Genomic DNA, 17,321 nt, shown 5'->3' with positions numbered 1-17,321 from the left:
AAAAAAGAGCCTGCTTTAAGACCCTTTTATACACGTTTGGTTTATATATTATTAAGTTAATTATTTTCTTTCAGAGTATTGCCACGCTCAATGATCACCCCAACGTTTGCCGCGCGTGCCACCGCCCCAGGTTTACTGAGTTTGATACGCACCCATGGAGAATTAAAACGACTCAATAGCAACTCCGCCACTTCTTCTGCCACACGTTCGACCAGCGCAAATCGCCCGCCTTCCACGTGGCTGACAACGGTTTGAGCTATATCAGCATAGCTTAGACAATCAGCAACATCGTCGCTTTTGGCCGATTTGCGGTTATCCCACGCCATTTCGATATCGAACACCAGTTTTTGTTCGATGGTTTGTTCCCAGTCGTAAACACCGATAGTGGTGATTACCGAAAGTTGCTCTATAAATACAATATCCATCACGACCTGCCTGCTTTTTGGCTAACCCGGATACCACTTCCGGCGAAATATGCGTATTATCCACAGAAGTAGCGTTTTACACGACATTTTCAAAACGGAACAGCTTATGAGTGCAATCGCGCCTGGAATGATCATCTTCGCGTACCTCTGCGGCTCAATTTCCAGTGCCATTCTGGTCTGCCGCCTCGCGGGTTTACCCGACCCACGCGACAGCGGCTCCGGTAACCCCGGCGCAACAAACGTGTTGCGTATAGGTGGCAAGGGAGCAGCCGTAGCCGTGCTGATTTTCGACGTCCTGAAGGGTATGTTACCCGTGTGGGGCGCATATGCGCTAGGCGTCAGTCCCTTCTGGTTGGGATTGATCGCTATCGCCGCCTGTCTGGGCCACATTTGGCCGGTATTCTTTGGCTTTAAAGGCGGTAAAGGCGTAGCCACTGCGTTTGGTGCGATAGCGCCAATAGGCTGGGACCTTACTGGCGTAATGGCGGGAACGTGGCTGCTAACCGTATTATTGAGCGGCTATTCTTCGTTAGGGGCTATCGTCAGCGCCCTGATTGCCCCGTTTTATGTCTGGTGGTTCAAACCCCAGTTCACTTTCCCGGTCTCTATGTTGTCGTGCTTAATTCTGCTGCGCCATCATGACAATATCCAGCGTCTGTGGCGTCGTCAGGAACCGAAAATCTGGACCAAGTTGAAGAAAAAACGCGAAAAAGATCCCGAGTAATTGCTGCCGGATGGCGAGGCTAGCGCGTCTTATCCGGCCTAAGGAACCTGATATCCTTCACCAGGTTTACCCAATCGGTGCTGACACCATGTCGCCAGAAACTCCACACACACTCTTAGCTTGGTGCTACGGTATAACGGCTCCCGATATACCGCCCAAATATTGGCGCTTTGCGCATAATCCGGTAGCACACGTACCAGCTCGCCGCTTTTCAGGAATGGCAGAACATCCCACTCGGAGCGCAACATAATTCCCTTTCCTTGCAGCGCCCACTGCAACACAATCTCACCGCTGTTAGAAGACAGATGCCCTGCGACCTTAACCGATTTTTTCTCCTGCCCATTATTAAGTTCCCATATCCCATGCGTCATATCGCGTTCTTTCGTCACCAGGCAATCATGGTGGCTTAATTCCTGTAGCGTCATCGGCTGACCGTATTTATGTAAATACATCGGTGCTGCACACAATATTCTTTTATTTTTCGTTAACAAATGCGCAATATAATAGTCTGGGATTTCATCATTAATACGAATATCCAGATCGATATTATCCTGAGCTAAATCAATTTGCCGATCGTAAAGCTCAAAATGTACCTGTAATTCGGGATAACTGTGCATTAATTCGGTAATAGCCGGGGCGATATAACTACGCCCAAACCCAAAACTACAGCCGATACGGATCATCCCTTCCGGGCGTGTTTTGATTCGTGTGACGTCATCCACCAGGTGCTGATAACGGGCGAGGATCTCCAGCGCATGTTCATAACATCGCTGCCCACTTTCCGTTAGTGTCACACCCCGAGCAGAGCGGCTCAGCAGTGTAGTCCCCAACGTTTGCTCAAGGATCTGAATGCGTTTCGTCACAAACGCAGGTGTTTGCCCCAGCGTCGCGGCGGCAGCGCTAAAGCTTCCAGTATGAACAATGTCCACCAGTACCTGCAGGTCTTTGGCTAAGGGATAAGTGTTCAGCATGTTCTGAATATCCGTGGATAGTGTTAGTCGCAGTGTAATTCCCCGTAACAAATTAAACCCTGCCCTTGCGCAATTTTCAGCGCCTTATTTTGACATCATTCACGAACTGTTAATTAGATATTCACAGCAGCAAAAAATATAAAACCACATTTTTAGTGGTAGTTTGTGGCGGAGAATTTATTTCCAGATAAATAAAAGAACTGGAGTTGACATGATGAGCAATCAAAATAACCAAAATGCGATAAAGACGTTGACTAACATTGTCGCTGATTTTACCGCCATGATTTCTACCCGGATGCCCGATGACGTTGTGGATAAATTAAAACAGCTACGGGAAGGCGAAACCTCGCCCATGGGCAAAATTATCTATCACACCATGTTCGATAACATGCAAAAAGCTATCGACCTGAATCGCCCGGCGTGTCAGGACACCGGTGAGATCATGTTCTTTGTGAAGGTCGGTTCACGTTTTCCTCTCCTGGGTGAACTGCAAAGCATTCTTAAGCAGGCCGTTGAAGATGCCACGGTAAAAGCACCGCTGCGCCATAACGCAGTAGAGATTTTTGACGAAGTAAATACCGGGAAAAATACCGGTACCGGCGTGCCGTGGGTGACCTGGGACATCATCCCTGACGGTGATGATGCTGAAATCGAAGTCTATATGGCAGGTGGAGGCTGTACGTTACCAGGACGTTCCAAAGTGTTAATGCCCTCCGAAGGTTATGAAGGCGTGGTGAAATTTGTCTTCGAAAACATTTCAACACTGGCGGTAAACGCCTGCCCGCCAGTGCTGGTAGGCGTTGGTATCGCCACTTCCGTGGAAACCGCTGCCGTGCTCTCACGTAAGGCCGTTCTGCGTCCTATTGGAACACGCCACCCAAATCCAAAAGCCGCTGAGCTGGAACTGCGTCTGGAAGAGGGACTTAACCGTCTGGGGATTGGTCCACAGGGGCTAACCGGCAATAGTTCCGTCATGGGTGTACATATTGAATCCGCTGCACGTCATCCATCGACGATTGGTGTCGCCGTTTCTACCGGCTGCTGGGCGCATCGTCGCGGCACGCTGCTGGTTCATGCCGATCTCTCCTTCGAAAATCTGTCTCACACCCGGAGCGCGTTATGAAAAAGATCCTGACAACCCCGATCAAAGCCGAAGACCTGGAAGATATTCGCGTTGGCGATGTGATTTACCTTACCGGTACGCTGGTCACCTGCCGTGACGTATGTCATCGCCGCCTGATCGAGCTTAAACGTCCTATTCCTTTCGACCTCAACGGTAAAGCGATCTTCCACGCCGGGCCTATCGTGCGTAAGAACGGGGAAAAATGGGAGATGGTCTCCGTCGGTCCAACCACCAGCATGCGTATGGAGGCCTTTGAGAAAGAGTTCATTGAGCAAACTGGCGTGAAACTGGTCGTCGGTAAAGGTGGCATGGGGCCGTTGACTGAAGAAGGATGTAAGCAGTTTAAAGCGCTGCATGTGATCTTCCCCGCAGGGTGTGCGGTAGTTGCCGCAACGCAGGTTGAAGAGATCGAAGAAGTGCACTGGACAGAGCTTGGGATGCCGGAATCGCTATGGGTTTGTCGGGTAAAAGAGTTCGGTCCGCTGATTGTCTCCATCGATACCCACGGTAACAACCTGATCGCTGAAAACAAAAAGCTGTTCGCTGAACGTCGCGACCCTATCGTGGACGAGATCTGCGAGCACGTGCACTACATCAAATAACCCTCCCGGAGAGGCGTGATGCCTCTCCTCTTTTCGCAGGGATACAACAATGGCACCTTTAGCTGGTTGGTGGCGATACCTGGCTCCGCTGGTGGTCATCGCCATTATTGCTGTTCTGCCCGTTCCCACTGGTCTTGAGAGTCATACCTGGCTCTATTTTGCCGTCTTTACCGGTGTGATTGTGGGACTCATTCTGGAACCTGTACCAGGCGCTGTGGTGGCAATGATCGGGATCTCGATCATCGCTGTACTTTCGCCATGGCTGTTATTTAGCCCTGAACAACTTGCCCAGGACGGTTTTAAATTTACCGCCAAATCATTGTCGTGGGCAGTTTCTGGTTTTTCAAACTCGGTTATCTGGCTGATTTTCGCAGCATTTATGTTCGGTACCGGTTATGAGAAAACCGGTCTGGGTCGGCGTATTGCGCTATGGCTGGTGAAAAGAATGGGACATCGCACGCTGTTTCTCGGCTATGCGGTGATGTTTTCTGAGCTGATCCTCGCTCCCGTCACCCCTTCCAACTCTGCGCGTGGTGCAGGAATTATCTATCCGATTATTCGTAACCTGCCGCCGCTGTATAATTCACAACCGAATGATTCCAGTTCTCGCTCTATTGGCTCCTATATTATGTGGATGGGAATCGTCGCTGACTGCGTCACCAGCGCCATTTTCTTAACGGCAATGGCGCCAAACCTGCTGCTGATTGGCCTGATGAAAGGCGCTTCTCATACCGCACTAAGCTGGGGCGACTGGTTCTTAGGTATGCTGCCGCTGAGCATTTTACTGGTGTTGTTAGTGCCATGGCTAGCGTATGTGCTGTACCCACCGGTGCTGAAATCAGGCAATCAGGTTCCTCTCTGGGCAGAGTCGGAACTTAACGCGATGGGCCCCCTCTGCTCGCGAGAAAAGAAAATGCTGGTACTGATGGTCGGGGCACTGGTGCTGTGGATCTTTGGCGGCGATTATATCGATGCCGCAATGGTCGGTTACAGCGTCGTCGCACTGATGCTGGTGCTACGTATCATATCCTGGGATGACATTGTCAGTAATAAAGCAGCATGGAACGTCTTTTTCTGGCTGGCCTCACTGATTACCCTGGCGACCGGGCTAAATAACACCGGCTTTATTACCTGGTTTGGTAAATTACTGGCGAACGGACTAAGCGGTTACTCGCCCATCATGGTAATGGTGGCACTGATCGTGGTGTTTTACCTGCTGCGCTACTTCTTTGCCAGTGCCACAGCTTATACCTCCGCACTGGCTCCAATGATGATTGCTGCCGCACTGGCAATGCCGGCAATCCCGCTGCCAGTATTCTGCCTGATGGTAGGGGCTGCAATTGGTCTGGGCAGTATTCTTACACCATACGCAACAGGTCCAAGCCCGATCTATTACGGCAGCGGCTATTTACCAACGGTTGATTACTGGCGGCTGGGCGCAATTTTCGGCCTGATCTTCCTGGTGCTGTTGGTGATAACCGGTCTGGTCTGGATGCCTCTCGTTTTGCTGTAAACCTCGTTGGGGCGACATGATGCCGCCCCTTTTTTCCATAAGCTTCTTGTATGACCGTTTACCTGTGCGCTGAGGCATACTTTTTGGTATGCACACATCCTCACGTTGATAAGGGAAACGCTCTGGACACCGCGGCGCACGAGACACTCACACGGGGCTGGCAGGCTGAACTGGACCTGCGGTTCACCCGTTCCGCGCACAAAACAGTGCTCGCTTCAGCTCGCCATGTTGGTCCACTAACGGTACAACGCCCGTTCTACCCGGAAGAAGACGTGTGCCACCTCTATTTACTTCATCCGCCCGGCGGGATTGTCGGAGGCGATGAGTTACATATCTCCGTCGCTCTGGATAACAAAAGCCACGCGTTAATCACCATGCCCGGTGCAGGGAAGTTTTATCGCAGTTCAGGTCCACTGGCAGTACTGCGCCAGGATTTTACACTCGCTCCGCAAAGCACGCTGGAATGGCTCCCGCAGGATACGATCCTCTTTCCCGGCGCACACGCGAACCTTCAGTCCGCGTTTCATCTTGCCAGTAACAGCCGTCTGCTGGCCTGGGATCTCTACTGTCTGGGGCGACCGGTGATGCAGGAAGCCTTCAACCACGGCTCGCTACACAGCCGTCTGGAGGTGTGGCGAGAGGGTTTGCCGTTGCTGATAGAACGGCTACATATTCAAAACGGTGAACTGAATGCCCTTGCCTGTCAGCCCTGGGTTGGCACGCTGTTGTGCTATCCGGCCACAGAAAACATGTTGGATGGCATTCGCGAACGGCTTGCGCCTCTCGGTGATTATACCGGGGCAACGGTGGTCGACTCATTGTTGACGGTACGCGTTCTCGCCAATGACAACCTGGTCGTTCAGCGCGTAATGCGCAACCTCTGGCAGTTTCTGCGCCCGCTGCTGACTCAAAAACCCCCTGTACTACCCCGAATCTGGCAAACATAAGAGAACCACTATGGAACTGACTCCCAGAGAAAAAGACAAGTTGTTGCTCTTTACTGCTGCGCTGGTGGCCGAGCGCCGCCTGGCCCGCGGACTGAAGCTCAATTACCCGGAATCGGTAGCGTTGATTAGCGCCTTCATCATGGAAGGTGCGCGTGACGGCAAAACCGTTGCATCACTGATGGAAGACGGTCGCCACGTTCTGACCCGCGATCAGGTGATGGAGGGGGTGCCGGAAATGATCCCGGACATTCAGGTTGAAGCCACCTTCCCGGACGGTTCGAAGCTGGTCACCGTTCACAACCCGATCATATAAGGAGCGGTCATGATCCCTGGTGAATATAAAATTCTGGCGGGAAATATCGTCATCAACGCAGGAAGAGAAACCCGCACGATCGTGGTGGAGAACCATGGCGATCGCCCCGTTCAGGTCGGATCGCATTATCACTTTTATGAGGTCAATCCGGCGCTGCGTTTTGATCGTCCAAAAGCATTAGGTTTTCGTCTGAATATTCCTGCAGGTACAGCAGTACGTTTCGAGCCTGGTCAAAAGCGGAAAGTCGAACTGGTTCGCGTGGCGGGTGCACAGCGGATCTTTGGTTTTCGCGGCGACGTGATGGGCGCGCTGGAGGCAGACAATGAGTGATCTATCCCGGCAGGCCTACGCCGACATGTTTGGCCCCACCACTGGTGACAAAGTCCGTCTGGCAGATACCGAACTGTGGATCGAAGTAGAAAACGATCTCACCACTTACGGTGAGGAGGTCAAATTCGGCGGTGGAAAGGTGATCCGCGATGGTATGGGCCAGGGGCAAATGAACGCTCAGGCGTGCGTGGACCTGGTGATCACTAACGCGTTGATCATCGATCACTGGGGGATCGTCAAAGCAGATATCGGCATAAAAGAGGGCAGGATCGTCGCTATAGGCAAAGCGGGCAACCCGGATATACAGCCCGATGTCACGATCCCGATCGGTGTAGGGACGGAAGCGATAGCCGGTGAAGGAAAGATCGTCACCGCAGGCGGCGTGGATACCCATATTCACTGGATCTGCCCACAACAGGCAGAAGAGGCGCTGGTCTCCGGCGTGACAACAATGATCGGTGGCGGCACAGGTCCTGCTGCCGGGACCCATGCGACAACCTGCACGCCAGGTCCGTGGTATATCGCCCGAATGTTACAGGCGGCAGACACGCTACCGGTCAATATTGGTCTTCTGGGCAAAGGCAACGGCTCGAGTCCTGATGCTCTACGCGAACAGGTAATGGCAGGTGCGATCGGTCTGAAGATCCATGAGGACTGGGGCGCAACACCTGCGGCGATCGACTGTGCATTGTGCGTGGCCGAAGAGATGGACATTCAGGTCGCGCTACACAGCGATACGTTGAATGAGTCCGGCTTCGTCGAAGATACACTGGCAGCGATCGGCGATCGCACTATTCATACCTTCCACACTGAAGGTGCTGGCGGCGGGCATGCACCGGATATCATCACTGCTTGCGCATATGCCAATATTTTACCCTCTTCCACCAACCCGACGCTGCCTTATACCGTCAATACCATCGATGAACATCTGGACATGTTGATGGTCTGCCATCACCTCGACCCGGATATTGCCGAAGACGTGGCGTTTGCCGAGTCACGCATTCGCCGGGAAACGATCGCTGCCGAAGACGTCCTGCATGACATTGGCGCGTTTTCTCTGACGTCATCAGATTCCCAGGCGATGGGACGTGTCGGGGAAGTGATCCTGCGAACCTGGCAGGTAGCCCACCGGATGAAGATCCAGCGCGGCGCGCTGGCGGAAGAGACCAGCAACAACGATAACCAGCGTGTTAAACGTTATATCGCCAAATACACCATCAACCCGGCGCTGACACACGGCATCGCCCATGAGGTTGGCTCGATAGCGGTCGGAAAACTGGCGGATCTGGTGCTCTGGTCACCCGCATTTTTTGGCGTGAAGCCCGCCACGATCATTAAGGGGGGCATGATTGCCTGCGCGCCGATGGGCGATATCAACGCCTCGATTCCCACTCCACAGCCGGTGCATTACCGCATGATGTTCGGGGCACTCGGCGCAGCACGCCATCACAGCCGCCTGACGTTTATTTCGCAAGCTGCTGCTACACATAACATCCCACAGCAGCTCAATTTGCAAAGCGCTATCGCGGTGGCAAAAGGCTGCCGGACGGTAAAAAAAGCCGACATGATCCACAACTGTCTGCAACCCAATATTACCGTCGATGCCCAGACCTATGAGGTACGCATCGACGGTGAATTAATTACCAGCGAACCGGCAGACGTGCTGCCGATGGCGCAACGTTACTTTTTATTTTAAGGAGTCGAGATGCTGTTTCTGACGCAACGTATTGAAACCTCTGCCGCTGTAACCGCCACGCTGACGCTGCCCATCGATGTTCGCGTCAAAAGCCGCGCGAAAGTGCGGCTGAACGACGGGCGTGAGGCGGGTTTACTGCTGCCACGTGGTCTGTTGTTACGCGGGGGTGATCGTCTGAGCACGGCAGAAGGTACAGAAGTGGTAGAAATTATCGCAGCAAACGAAGCAGTCTCCGTCGTGCACTGCGCCAATCCGTTCCTGCTCGCTAAAGCCTGTTATCACCTGGGAAACCGTCACGTACCGCTGCAAATTCTGCCCGATGAACTGCGCTATCACCACGATCATGTGCTGGATGACATGCTGCGCCAGTTCGATCTACAGGTCACGTTTGCCCACCTGCCCTTTGAGCCGGAAGCGGGCGCGTATGCCAGCGAGTCCCACGGGCACCATCACAGTCATGCACACTGATGCGTGAAACCCAACAGCTGCGCCTGATGCAGCTCGCCAGCAGTAGCTTACCGGTGGGATCGTTTACCTGGTCCCAGGGTCTGGAGTGGGCGGTGGAAATCGGCTGGGTAACAGATACCGAAACCTTCGCGCAGTGGCAAATCCAACAGATGGAACAGAACTTTTTTTCCGTCGATTTACCACTGCTGGCCCGCCTTTACCATGCCTGTGAGCTGGATGATATCAGTACTGCCCGCCGCTGGACGGCATATCTGCAGGCCTGTCGGGAAACCCGAGAACTGCGTGAGGAAGAACGCAGCAGAGGTGCAGCCTTCGCACGCCTGGTGGTCGACTGGGAACCGGATTGCGCCCAGGAATGGCGCGCGATCTTCGCCGACAGCCAGCTTTGCGGTTTGGCCTGGCTGGGCGTGCGCTGGAAAATCCCTCTGATCAGTCTCGCTCTGAGTTTCGGCTACAGCTGGATCGAGAGCGCCGTCATGGCCGGGGTCAAACTGGTTCCCTTTGGGCAACAGGCGGCGCAGCGATTGATTCTTTTGCTTTGCGATCGATATGCGCAGGGCCTGGATCAGGCACTGACATGTCCTGATGACGGACTGGGATCCGCAACACCGCTGGCCGCTATCGCCTCTGCCCGACATGAAAACCAATATTGCCGATTATTCCGCTCCTGAGGAGAAAAAATGAGTGAATACAAACATCCCCTGCGCGTTGGCGTGGGTGGTCCGGTCGGTTCCGGTAAAACGGCGTTGCTGGAGGCATTATGCAAAGCCATGCGCAACACATACCAACTGGCTGTGGTGACCAACGATATTTACACCAAAGAAGATCAGCGCATTCTCACCGAAGCGGGGGCGCTGGAGCCGGAAAGAATTGTGGGAGTGGAAACCGGCGGCTGTCCACATACGGCGATCCGTGAAGATGCTTCGATGAATCTGGCTGCGGTGGAAGCGCTGAGCAAAAAGTTTGGCAATCTGGAGCTGATCTTTGTGGAAAGCGGCGGCGACAACCTGAGCGCAACCTTCAGCCCGGAATTAGCGGATCTGACGATCTACGTGATCGACGTCGCCGAAGGCGAAAAGATCCCACGTAAAGGCGGGCCAGGGATCACTAAATCTGATTTTCTGGTGATCAACAAAACCGATCTCGCCCCTTACGTCGGAGCCTCACTGGCAGTTATGGAGCGCGACACTATGCGCATGCGCGGCGAGCGTCCGTGGACGTTTACTAATTTAAAAACGGGCGCGGGTCTGGAAAAAATAATCACATTTCTGGAAGAAAAAGGGATGCTGCGGGAGTAGTTTTCTTGCCCGGTAACGTTGTGCTTACCGGGCCTACGGAATCTGTAGGCCGGATACTGCTATCCGGCACTATATCAACTTATGCTGCCGGTAATTCCGCCAGCGGCCAGCGTGGGCGCACCGTTACGCCAAGGTCTGCCGTAGCACCGGCTTTAAAACGCACCATGCCGGCATAGGCGATCATCGCCCCGTTATCAGTACAAAATTCCGGGCGCGCATAGAACACTTCACCACGGCGTTTTTGCATCATCTCCGCCAGTTTCGCACGCAGAGTACGGTTCGCACTCACTCCACCCGCCATCACCAGACGTTTAAAACCGGTTTGATCCAACGCGCGTTTGCACTTGATCATCAGCGTATCGACTACTGCATCTTCAAAGGCACGAGCGATATCCGCGCGAGTCTGATCGTCATTTTCGTTATTACGGATGGTGTTCGCGGCAAAGGTCTTCAGACCGGAGAAGCTGAAATCCAGTCCCGGACGATCGGTCATCGGGCGCGGGAAGACAAAGCGCTTTTCCACACCTTGCGATGCCAGCTTAGAGAGCATCGGGCCGCCAGGATAATCCAGCCCCAACAGCTTGGCCGTTTTATCGAACGCTTCGCCTGCGGCATCATCAATCGATTCGCCCAGCAGTTCATACTGGCCAATACCAGTGACGCTAATCAGTTGTGTGTGTCCACCGGAAACCAGCAGTGCTACAAAAGGGAATTCCGGCGGATTATCTTCCAACATCGGTGCCAGCAGATGGCCTTCCATATGGTGAACAGGAATTGCAGGCACGTTCCATGCGAACGCCAGCGAGCGCCCAACCGTTGCCCCAACCAGCAGCGCGCCAACCAGACCTGGGCCTGCAGTATAGGCCACCGCATCAATATCTTTTGCCGTCAGGTTCGCTTCTTTTAACGCAGCCTGAATCAGCGGCACAGTTTTACGCACGTGATCGCGCGAGGCCAGTTCAGGCACAACACCACCGTAGTCAGCGTGCAATTTCACCTGACTATACAATTGGTTGGCTAAAAGACCTTTTTCATCGTCGTAAATGGCGATGCCGGTTTCATCACAGGATGTTTCAATTCCCAGTACACGCATGTCTTGTTTTACCTCGCTCTAATACCGCGCAGTGTAGGTCGAATGCGGGTTGATGTAAAACTTTGTTCGCCCCAGGAAGAAGCGTCGTGTATACTCCTCACCCTTATAAAAGTCCCTTTCAATATCGTGTCGGTGCTTTACAAAGCAGCAGCAATTGCAGTAAAATTCCGCACCATTTTGAAATAAGCTGGCGTTGATGCCAGCGGCAAACCGAATTTATTAAAGGTGAGAGTTACATGCCGGTAATTAAAGTACGTGAAAACGAGCCGTTCGACGTAGCACTGCGTCGCTTCAAGCGTTCCTGCGAGAAAGCAGGTGTTCTGGCGGAAGTTCGTCGTCGTGAGTTCTATGAAAAACCGACTACCGAACGTAAGCGCGCTAAAGCTTCTGCTGTGAAACGTCACGCGAAGAAACTGGCTCGCGAAAACGCACGCCGCACTCGTCTGTACTAAGTCTTCTGAGAGCTAAGTCTCTCAATTCAGACCGAGTTGTAGTTGTAAGGCCGTGCTTCCGAAAGGAATGCGCGGCTTATTTTCGTTTATAGTCATCAGAAATAACGGGGCTTATGGCTGGACGAATTCCACGTGTTTTTATTAATGATCTGCTAGCAAGAACCGACATTGTCGATCTGATCGATGCGCGGGTGAAGCTGAAAAAGCAGGGCAAAAATTATCATGCGTGCTGTCCGTTCCATAACGAAAAAACCCCCTCTTTCACCGTAAACGGTGAAAAACAGTTTTATCACTGCTTTGGATGTGGCGCGCATGGCAACGCCGTCGATTTTCTCATGAACTACGACAAGCTCGAGTTTGTGGAAACCGTCGAAGAACTTGCCGCAATGCACAACCTCGAAGTGCCTTATGAAGCAGGCAGTGGCCCCAGTCAGATAGAGCGCCATCAACGGCAAAGTCTTTATCAATTGATGGATGGCCTGAACACGTTTTATCAACAGTCTCTGATGCAACCCGCCGCTACACCTGCGCGCCAGTATCTGGAAAAGCGAGGACTCAGTAGCGACGTGATCACCCGTTTTGCTATTGGTTTTGCGCCCCCCGGCTGGGACAACGTCCTGAAACGGTTTGGCGGTAATCCTGAAAATCGCAAATCGCTGATCGACGCGGGTATGTTGGTCACCAACGATCAGGGACGCAGTTACGATCGTTTCCGTGAACGGGTTATGTTCCCCATCCGCGACAAACGTGGTCGGGTGATTGGTTTTGGTGGACGCGTGCTGGGCGATGCCCTGCCGAAGTACCTGAACTCCCCGGAAACCGATATTTTCCATAAAGGTCGCCAGTTGTATGGCCTTTATGAAGCCCAACAGGATAACGCCGATCCACAGCGCCTGTTAGTGGTTGAAGGCTATATGGATGTGGTCGCGCTGGCACAATTCGGCATTAACTACGCCGTGGCATCCCTTGGGACGTCAACCACCGCCGATCACATTCAACTGCTGTTCCGTGCGACGAACAACGTCATTTGCTGTTACGACGGAGACCGTGCCGGACGCGATGCTGCCTGGCGCGCGCTGGAAACCGCACTGCCTTATATGACAGACGGACGTCAGCTGCGCTTTATGTTTTTACCTGATGGCGAAGATCCCGATACGCTGGTGCGTAAAGAAGGGAAAGAGGCATTTGAAACCCGGATGGAGCAGGCCTTACCGCTCTCCGCGTTTTTATTTAACAGCCTGCTGCCCCAGGTGGATTTGAGTACTCCGGATGGACGTGCACAGCTAAGCACTTTAGCACTGCCGCTGATCACTCAGGTTCCAGGCGAAACGCTGCGTATTTATCTGCGGCAGGAGTTAGGGAACAAGCTCGGCATTCTGGATGACAGCCAGCTTGAACGTTTAATGCCAAAACTGGCAGAAAATGGGGCTTCCCGCCCTGTTCCACAGCTAAAACGCACTACCATGCGTATACTGATAGGGTTACTGGTGCAAAACCCGGACTTAGCACCGCTGGTTCCGCCGTTAGGCGCCCTGGACCAAAATAAGCTACCCGGACTTGGCTTATTTAGAGAACTGGTCAACACTTGTCTGTCTCAGCCAGGTCTGACCACCGGACAACTTTTAGAGCACTATCGCGGCACAAATGATGCTGCAACCCTTGAAAAACTGTCGATGTGGGACGATATAGCAGATAAAGATATCGCAGAAAAAACCTTCACCGACTCACTCAACCATATGTTTGATTCGATGCTTGAACTGCGCCAGGAAGAGTTGATAGCTCGTGAGCGCACACACGGTTTAAGCAGCGAAGAACGCCGGGAACTCTGGACACTGAACCAGGAGCTGGCTAAAAAATAAGCGAAAGACAAAATCATTCGCGTTGTATCAAGGCAGTAAGTGAACGAACTCCAGGGAGTGTACATCAGTACATGACCAGGATGAGTGAACGCAGCTAACGCAGAGACAACGTGAAGGATGAAGTATTTAACGGCTTAACTGCCGAATATCGTTCGGGAAGACCCCGACAGCCGCACGGAGAGGCAGCGGCAAATATAAGTATGCCCTCGTTTTGCCGTTGGCGGTTTTACCGCCCAACACCAATCAAACGAATTAAGTGTGGATACCGTCTTATGGAGCAAAACCCGCAGTCACAGCTGAAGCTTCTTGTCCAACGTGGTAAGGAGCAAGGCTATCTGACCTATGCCGAGGTCAATGACCATCTGCCGGAAGATATCGTCGATTCAGATCAAATCGAAGACATCATCCAAATGATCAATGACATGGGTATTCAGGTGATGGAAGAAGCACCGGATGCCGATGATCTGCTGCTTGCCGAAACCTCCAACAGCACCGATGAAGACGCGGAAGAAGCGGCTGCCCAGGTTCTGTCCAGCGTTGAGTCCGAAATCGGCCGTACAACTGACCCGGTACGCATGTATATGCGTGAAATGGGTACCGTTGAACTGTTAACCCGTGAAGGCGAAATCGACATCGCTAAACGTATTGAAGACGGGATTAACCAGGTTCAATGCTCCGTTGCCGAATACCCGGAAGCCATCACCTACCTGCTTGAACAATACGATCGCGTTGAAGCTGAAGAAGCGCGTCTTTCCGATCTGATCACCGGCTTTGTTGATCCGAACGCGGAAGAAGACCTGGCACCAACAGCGACGCACGTTGGCTCTGAACTCTCTCAGGAAGAGATGGATGACGACGAAGACGAAGATGAAGAAGAAGACGACGACAGCAGCGATGACGACAACAGCATCGATCCTGAATTAGCGCGTGAGAAATTCGGTGAGCTGCGTACTCAGTACGAAATCACCCGTGACACGATCAAAGCGAAAGGCCGCAGCCATGCAGCCGCGCAGGAAGAAATTCAGAAGCTGTCTGAAGTGTTCAAACAGTTCCGCCTGGTGCCGAAGCAGTTCGACTACCTGGTAAACAGCATGCGCGTCATGATGGACCGTGTGCGTACTCAGGAACGTCTGATCATGAAGCTCTGCGTTGAGCAGTGCAAAATGCCGAAGAAAAACTTCATTACTCTGTTCACCGGCAACGAAACCAGCGAAACCTGGTTCAACGCAGCAATCGCAATGAACAAGCCGTGGTCTGAAAAACTGCACGACGTTGCAGATGATGTTCACCGCGGCCTGCAGAAACTGCAGCAGATCGAAGAAGAAACCGGACTGACCATTGAGCAGGTCAAAGATATCAACCGTCGTATGTCAATCGGTGAAGCGAAAGCCCGCCGTGCGAAAAAAGAGATGGTTGAAGCAAACTTGCGTCTGGTTATCTCTATCGCCAAAAAATACACCAACCGTGGTCTGCAGTTCCTGGATCTGATTCAGGAAGGCAACATCGGTCTGATGAAAGCGGTAGATAAGTTTGAATACCGTCGTGGTTACAAGTTCTCCACCTATGCAACCTGGTGGATCCGTCAGGCGATCACCCGTTCTATCGCGGATCAGGCACGTACCATCCGTATCCCGGTACATATGATTGAGACTATCAACAAGCTCAACCGTATCTCCCGCCAGATGCTGCAAGAGATGGGTCGCGAGCCGACGCCGGAAGAACTGGCAGAACGTATGTTGATGCCGGAAGATAAGATCCGCAAAGTGCTGAAGATCGCCAAAGAGCCTATCTCCATGGAAACGCCAATTGGCGACGACGAAGATTCGCATCTGGGTGATTTCATCGAGGATACCACCCTCGAGCTGCCGCTGGATTCTGCGACCACTGAGAGCCTGCGTGCCGCTACGCACGACGTACTGGCTGGCCTGACCGCACGTGAAGCGAAAGTCCTGCGTATGCGCTTCGGTATTGATATGAACACCGACCACACGCTGGAAGAAGTGGGTAAACAGTTCGACGTTACCCGCGAACGTATCCGTCAGATCGAAGCGAAGGCGCTGCGTAAACTGCGCCACCCGAGCCGTTCTGAAGTGCTGCGTAGCTTCCTCGACGATTAATCTCGCCGTATAAGCACAAACGCCACCGCAAGGTGGCGTTTTTCTTTACAGCCCGCGAACAACCAGGGCGTCATCTAATTCCCGATACGCTTGCACCAGCTTTTCCAGCGAAATCCGGCTCAACCCGCTGGGGTTTGGCAACACCCAGATCTGCGTACCACCAATCGTGAACGTCTGTTTTCCCCACTGCGCCCCACGCTGGCTGAAACCTTGTTCAAACGCCTGTTTACCCAGAATAGCTAACGCCGAAGGCTGATAGTCTTCAATTTTCTCAATGAGTTTACGGCCACCGCTACGCATTTCCTGTAGCTTCACTTCATTGGCCTGTACCGTCGGTCTGTCGACAAATTTGGTAACACCACAGCGGAAATCCAGCAAATGTTCCGCCTCTTCCGGCTTTAGCTGGCGATCGGTAAATCCCGCCTGATGGATGACTTTCCAGAAGCGGTTTGCAGGATGTGCAAATGGAAACCCTGTCCCCGCCGAAGATAGCCCCGGATTGATGCCGCAAAAAATTACTCGCAGCCCCGGCGCCAGTATGTCCTTAACCATAATCACTCCCAGCAATACATCAATGGACAAGTATAACGGACTGAAAATACATTGTTTATAAAAACAGCATCCGTACGCTTATGGCTGGATTGCAGCACAGAGTTACTTTATAATCCACCGCCACGGCCCCTTAGCTCAGTGGTTAGAGCAGGCGACTCATAATCGCTTGGTCGCTGGTTCAAGTCCAGCAGGGGCCACCAAATTTCAAGGACTTGCGAGCAATCGCAGGTCCTTTTTGTTTTGTGTGCTCTCTGAATATTTGCGCAAGTCCCCAGAGGAGGCGCTAATCAATAACGAAACTGAAATTTGTATACCTGAACAGGTAATGACGATCGGAAAAAACTGGGGGATGTCGATGGAGTCCTGAGCAGTACAGTGATAATCCGTACTCACCAGCATGTTGATAACGCTTTTGGACGCCACCACTCTGAAAGTGGAAACGTCCGGTTAGCGTCTAATTCAAACGATCAGCTCACACTAACGCCTGGAGCTGTTCCTGCATGTAGGCTGTAAAAAACTCAGGATTCTTGATGAGGATACGATTACCGGAGGCAATTTTTTCTGCCCATCCGGCCACTTTTTTCGTGAACTCTGGATTCCATCCCTCTTGTTCACCGCGAGCCATAATATCGGCTGCGCTAGCTGGCACACCTAACTCATTCAAATATTTTAAAATTCCCTTGGCCGTACTTTCATCCATTGAATGTGGTACTGACGCCGATGTGTTCATACCACCAATAAAATCCAATGCTTTCTCAATTGCTGTTGGCATGCTCTTATCCTTAAAATTAACCGCGTAATAAACACATTTATAATATGAACCCAAGTCAGCCGGGAT

General features: G+C 52.4%; 19 protein-coding genes and 1 tRNA gene. 15 read left to right on the top strand and 5 right to left on the bottom strand.

All coding sequences use genetic code 11. From position 1 onward, the window contains the following. Positions 1-56 precede the first annotated feature (56 nt). Positions 57-425, bottom strand: a complete 369-nt coding sequence (folB, locus tag OGY01_RS14830; protein ID WP_045447677.1) for a bifunctional dihydroneopterin aldolase/7,8-dihydroneopterin epimerase — start codon at positions 423-425, stop codon at positions 57-59. Positions 426-531: 106 nt separating this feature from the next. On the opposite strand from folB, the gene plsY reads away from it, so the two are divergent. Then, positions 532-1,149 carry a glycerol-3-phosphate 1-O-acyltransferase PlsY gene (plsY, locus tag OGY01_RS14825; protein ID WP_045449781.1) on the top strand — a complete coding sequence of 206 codons (618 nt, stop codon included), beginning with the start codon at positions 532-534 and terminating at the stop codon, positions 1,147-1,149. A 38-nt stretch (positions 1,150-1,187) separates the two neighbouring features. Here plsY and ttdR read toward each other — a convergent pair whose 3' ends face one another. Then, positions 1,188-2,120, bottom strand: coding sequence for an L-tartrate utilization transcriptional activator TtdR (ttdR, locus tag OGY01_RS14820; RefSeq protein WP_200010017.1), 933 nt, complete (start codon positions 2,118-2,120; stop codon positions 1,188-1,190). A gap of 211 nt (positions 2,121-2,331) precedes the next feature. On the opposite strand from ttdR, the gene ttdA reads away from it, so the two are divergent. From ttdA to ureG, 10 genes are read left to right on the top strand one after another with little or no spacing between them, the layout of a single operon-like run. After that, positions 2,332-3,243, top strand: a complete 912-nt coding sequence (ttdA, locus tag OGY01_RS14815; RefSeq protein ID WP_370637214.1) for a L(+)-tartrate dehydratase subunit alpha — start codon at positions 2,332-2,334, stop codon at positions 3,241-3,243. Beyond that, positions 3,240-3,845: a L(+)-tartrate dehydratase subunit beta gene (ttdB, locus tag OGY01_RS14810; RefSeq protein ID WP_045447683.1), complete on the top strand. Its 606-nt coding sequence runs from the start codon at positions 3,240-3,242 to the stop codon at positions 3,843-3,845. Before ttdA ends, ttdB begins: the two co-directional genes overlap by 4 nt. A 49-nt stretch (positions 3,846-3,894) precedes the next feature. Next, entirely contained in the window at positions 3,895-5,358 is a 1,464-nt protein-coding gene (locus OGY01_RS14805; RefSeq protein ID WP_045447686.1) for an anion permease, read from the top strand. Between the two features lie 50 nt (positions 5,359-5,408). Beyond that, positions 5,409-6,305: an urease accessory protein UreD gene (locus OGY01_RS14800; RefSeq protein WP_197086119.1), complete on the top strand. Its 897-nt coding sequence runs from the start codon at positions 5,409-5,411 to the stop codon at positions 6,303-6,305. 10 nt (positions 6,306-6,315) lie between these two features. Continuing rightward, positions 6,316-6,618 carry an urease subunit gamma gene (locus OGY01_RS14795; RefSeq protein WP_045447688.1) on the top strand — a complete coding sequence of 101 codons (303 nt, stop codon included), beginning with the start codon at positions 6,316-6,318 and terminating at the stop codon, positions 6,616-6,618. Between the two features lie 9 nt (positions 6,619-6,627). Beyond that, positions 6,628-6,948, top strand: coding sequence for an urease subunit beta (locus tag OGY01_RS14790; protein ID WP_286493278.1), 321 nt, complete (start codon positions 6,628-6,630; stop codon positions 6,946-6,948). Continuing rightward, entirely contained in the window at positions 6,941-8,644 is a 1,704-nt protein-coding gene (gene ureC, locus OGY01_RS14785) for an urease subunit alpha (protein WP_286493277.1), read from the top strand. The genes OGY01_RS14790 and ureC overlap by 8 nt, the downstream gene beginning before the upstream one ends. 9 nt (positions 8,645-8,653) lie before the next feature. Continuing rightward, on the top strand, positions 8,654-9,112 hold the full coding sequence (gene ureE / locus OGY01_RS14780) for an urease accessory protein UreE (RefSeq protein WP_045447708.1): 459 nt from the start codon (positions 8,654-8,656) through the stop codon (positions 9,110-9,112). Further along, on the top strand, positions 9,112-9,783 hold the full coding sequence (locus OGY01_RS14775) for an urease accessory protein UreF (RefSeq protein WP_045447711.1): 672 nt from the start codon (positions 9,112-9,114) through the stop codon (positions 9,781-9,783). The genes ureE and OGY01_RS14775 overlap by 1 nt, the downstream gene beginning before the upstream one ends. Before the next feature lie 9 nt (positions 9,784-9,792). Further along, the gene (ureG, locus tag OGY01_RS14770; protein WP_045447714.1) at positions 9,793-10,410 is read left to right on the top strand and encodes an urease accessory protein UreG; all 618 of its coding nucleotides are present in this window, start codon (positions 9,793-9,795) and stop codon (positions 10,408-10,410) included. Between the two features lie 79 nt (positions 10,411-10,489). Here the strand turns inward: ureG and tsaD are convergent, their stop codons facing one another. Beyond that, the gene (gene tsaD / locus OGY01_RS14765) at positions 10,490-11,503 is read right to left on the bottom strand and encodes a tRNA (adenosine(37)-N6)-threonylcarbamoyltransferase complex transferase subunit TsaD (RefSeq protein ID WP_045447717.1); all 1,014 of its coding nucleotides are present in this window, start codon (positions 11,501-11,503) and stop codon (positions 10,490-10,492) included. Between the two features lie 236 nt (positions 11,504-11,739). Between tsaD and rpsU the strand changes: the two genes are divergently transcribed. From rpsU to rpoD, 3 genes are all read left to right on the top strand, one after another. Further along, positions 11,740-11,955: a 30S ribosomal protein S21 gene (gene rpsU / locus OGY01_RS14760; protein ID WP_001144069.1), complete on the top strand. Its 216-nt coding sequence runs from the start codon at positions 11,740-11,742 to the stop codon at positions 11,953-11,955. Between the two features lie 113 nt (positions 11,956-12,068). Further along, on the top strand, positions 12,069-13,814 hold the full coding sequence (dnaG, locus tag OGY01_RS14755; RefSeq protein WP_045447725.1) for a DNA primase: 1,746 nt from the start codon (positions 12,069-12,071) through the stop codon (positions 13,812-13,814). A gap of 272 nt (positions 13,815-14,086) precedes the next feature. Then, a complete protein-coding gene (rpoD, locus tag OGY01_RS14750; protein WP_045447727.1) occupies positions 14,087-15,931 on the top strand; it encodes an RNA polymerase sigma factor RpoD in 1,845 nt (614 codons plus the stop codon). Between the two features lie 45 nt (positions 15,932-15,976). Here rpoD and mug read toward each other — a convergent pair whose 3' ends face one another. Continuing rightward, the gene (gene mug, locus OGY01_RS14745) at positions 15,977-16,483 is read right to left on the bottom strand and encodes a G/U mismatch-specific DNA glycosylase (RefSeq protein ID WP_045447729.1); all 507 of its coding nucleotides are present in this window, start codon (positions 16,481-16,483) and stop codon (positions 15,977-15,979) included. 124 nt (positions 16,484-16,607) lie between these two features. Here mug and OGY01_RS14740 point away from each other — a divergent pair. Continuing rightward, positions 16,608-16,683, top strand: a tRNA-Ile gene (locus OGY01_RS14740). A 272-nt stretch (positions 16,684-16,955) separates the two neighbouring features. On the opposite strand, the gene OGY01_RS14735 is transcribed toward OGY01_RS14740, so the two are convergent. Continuing rightward, positions 16,956-17,255 (bottom strand): DUF1889 family protein, encoded by a 300-nt coding sequence (locus tag OGY01_RS14735; RefSeq protein ID WP_045449790.1) that lies wholly within the window; start codon positions 17,253-17,255, stop codon positions 16,956-16,958. Positions 17,256-17,321 lie beyond the last annotated feature (66 nt).

Origin of the sequence: Citrobacter sp. Cm038, assembly GCF_030333105.1 — a bacterium.
Taxonomy (GTDB): Bacteria; Pseudomonadota; Gammaproteobacteria; order Enterobacterales; family Enterobacteriaceae; genus Citrobacter; species Citrobacter murliniae.
The sequence above is the reverse complement of the archived record's forward strand: the minus strand, read 5'-3'. Positions and strand labels throughout refer to the sequence as shown.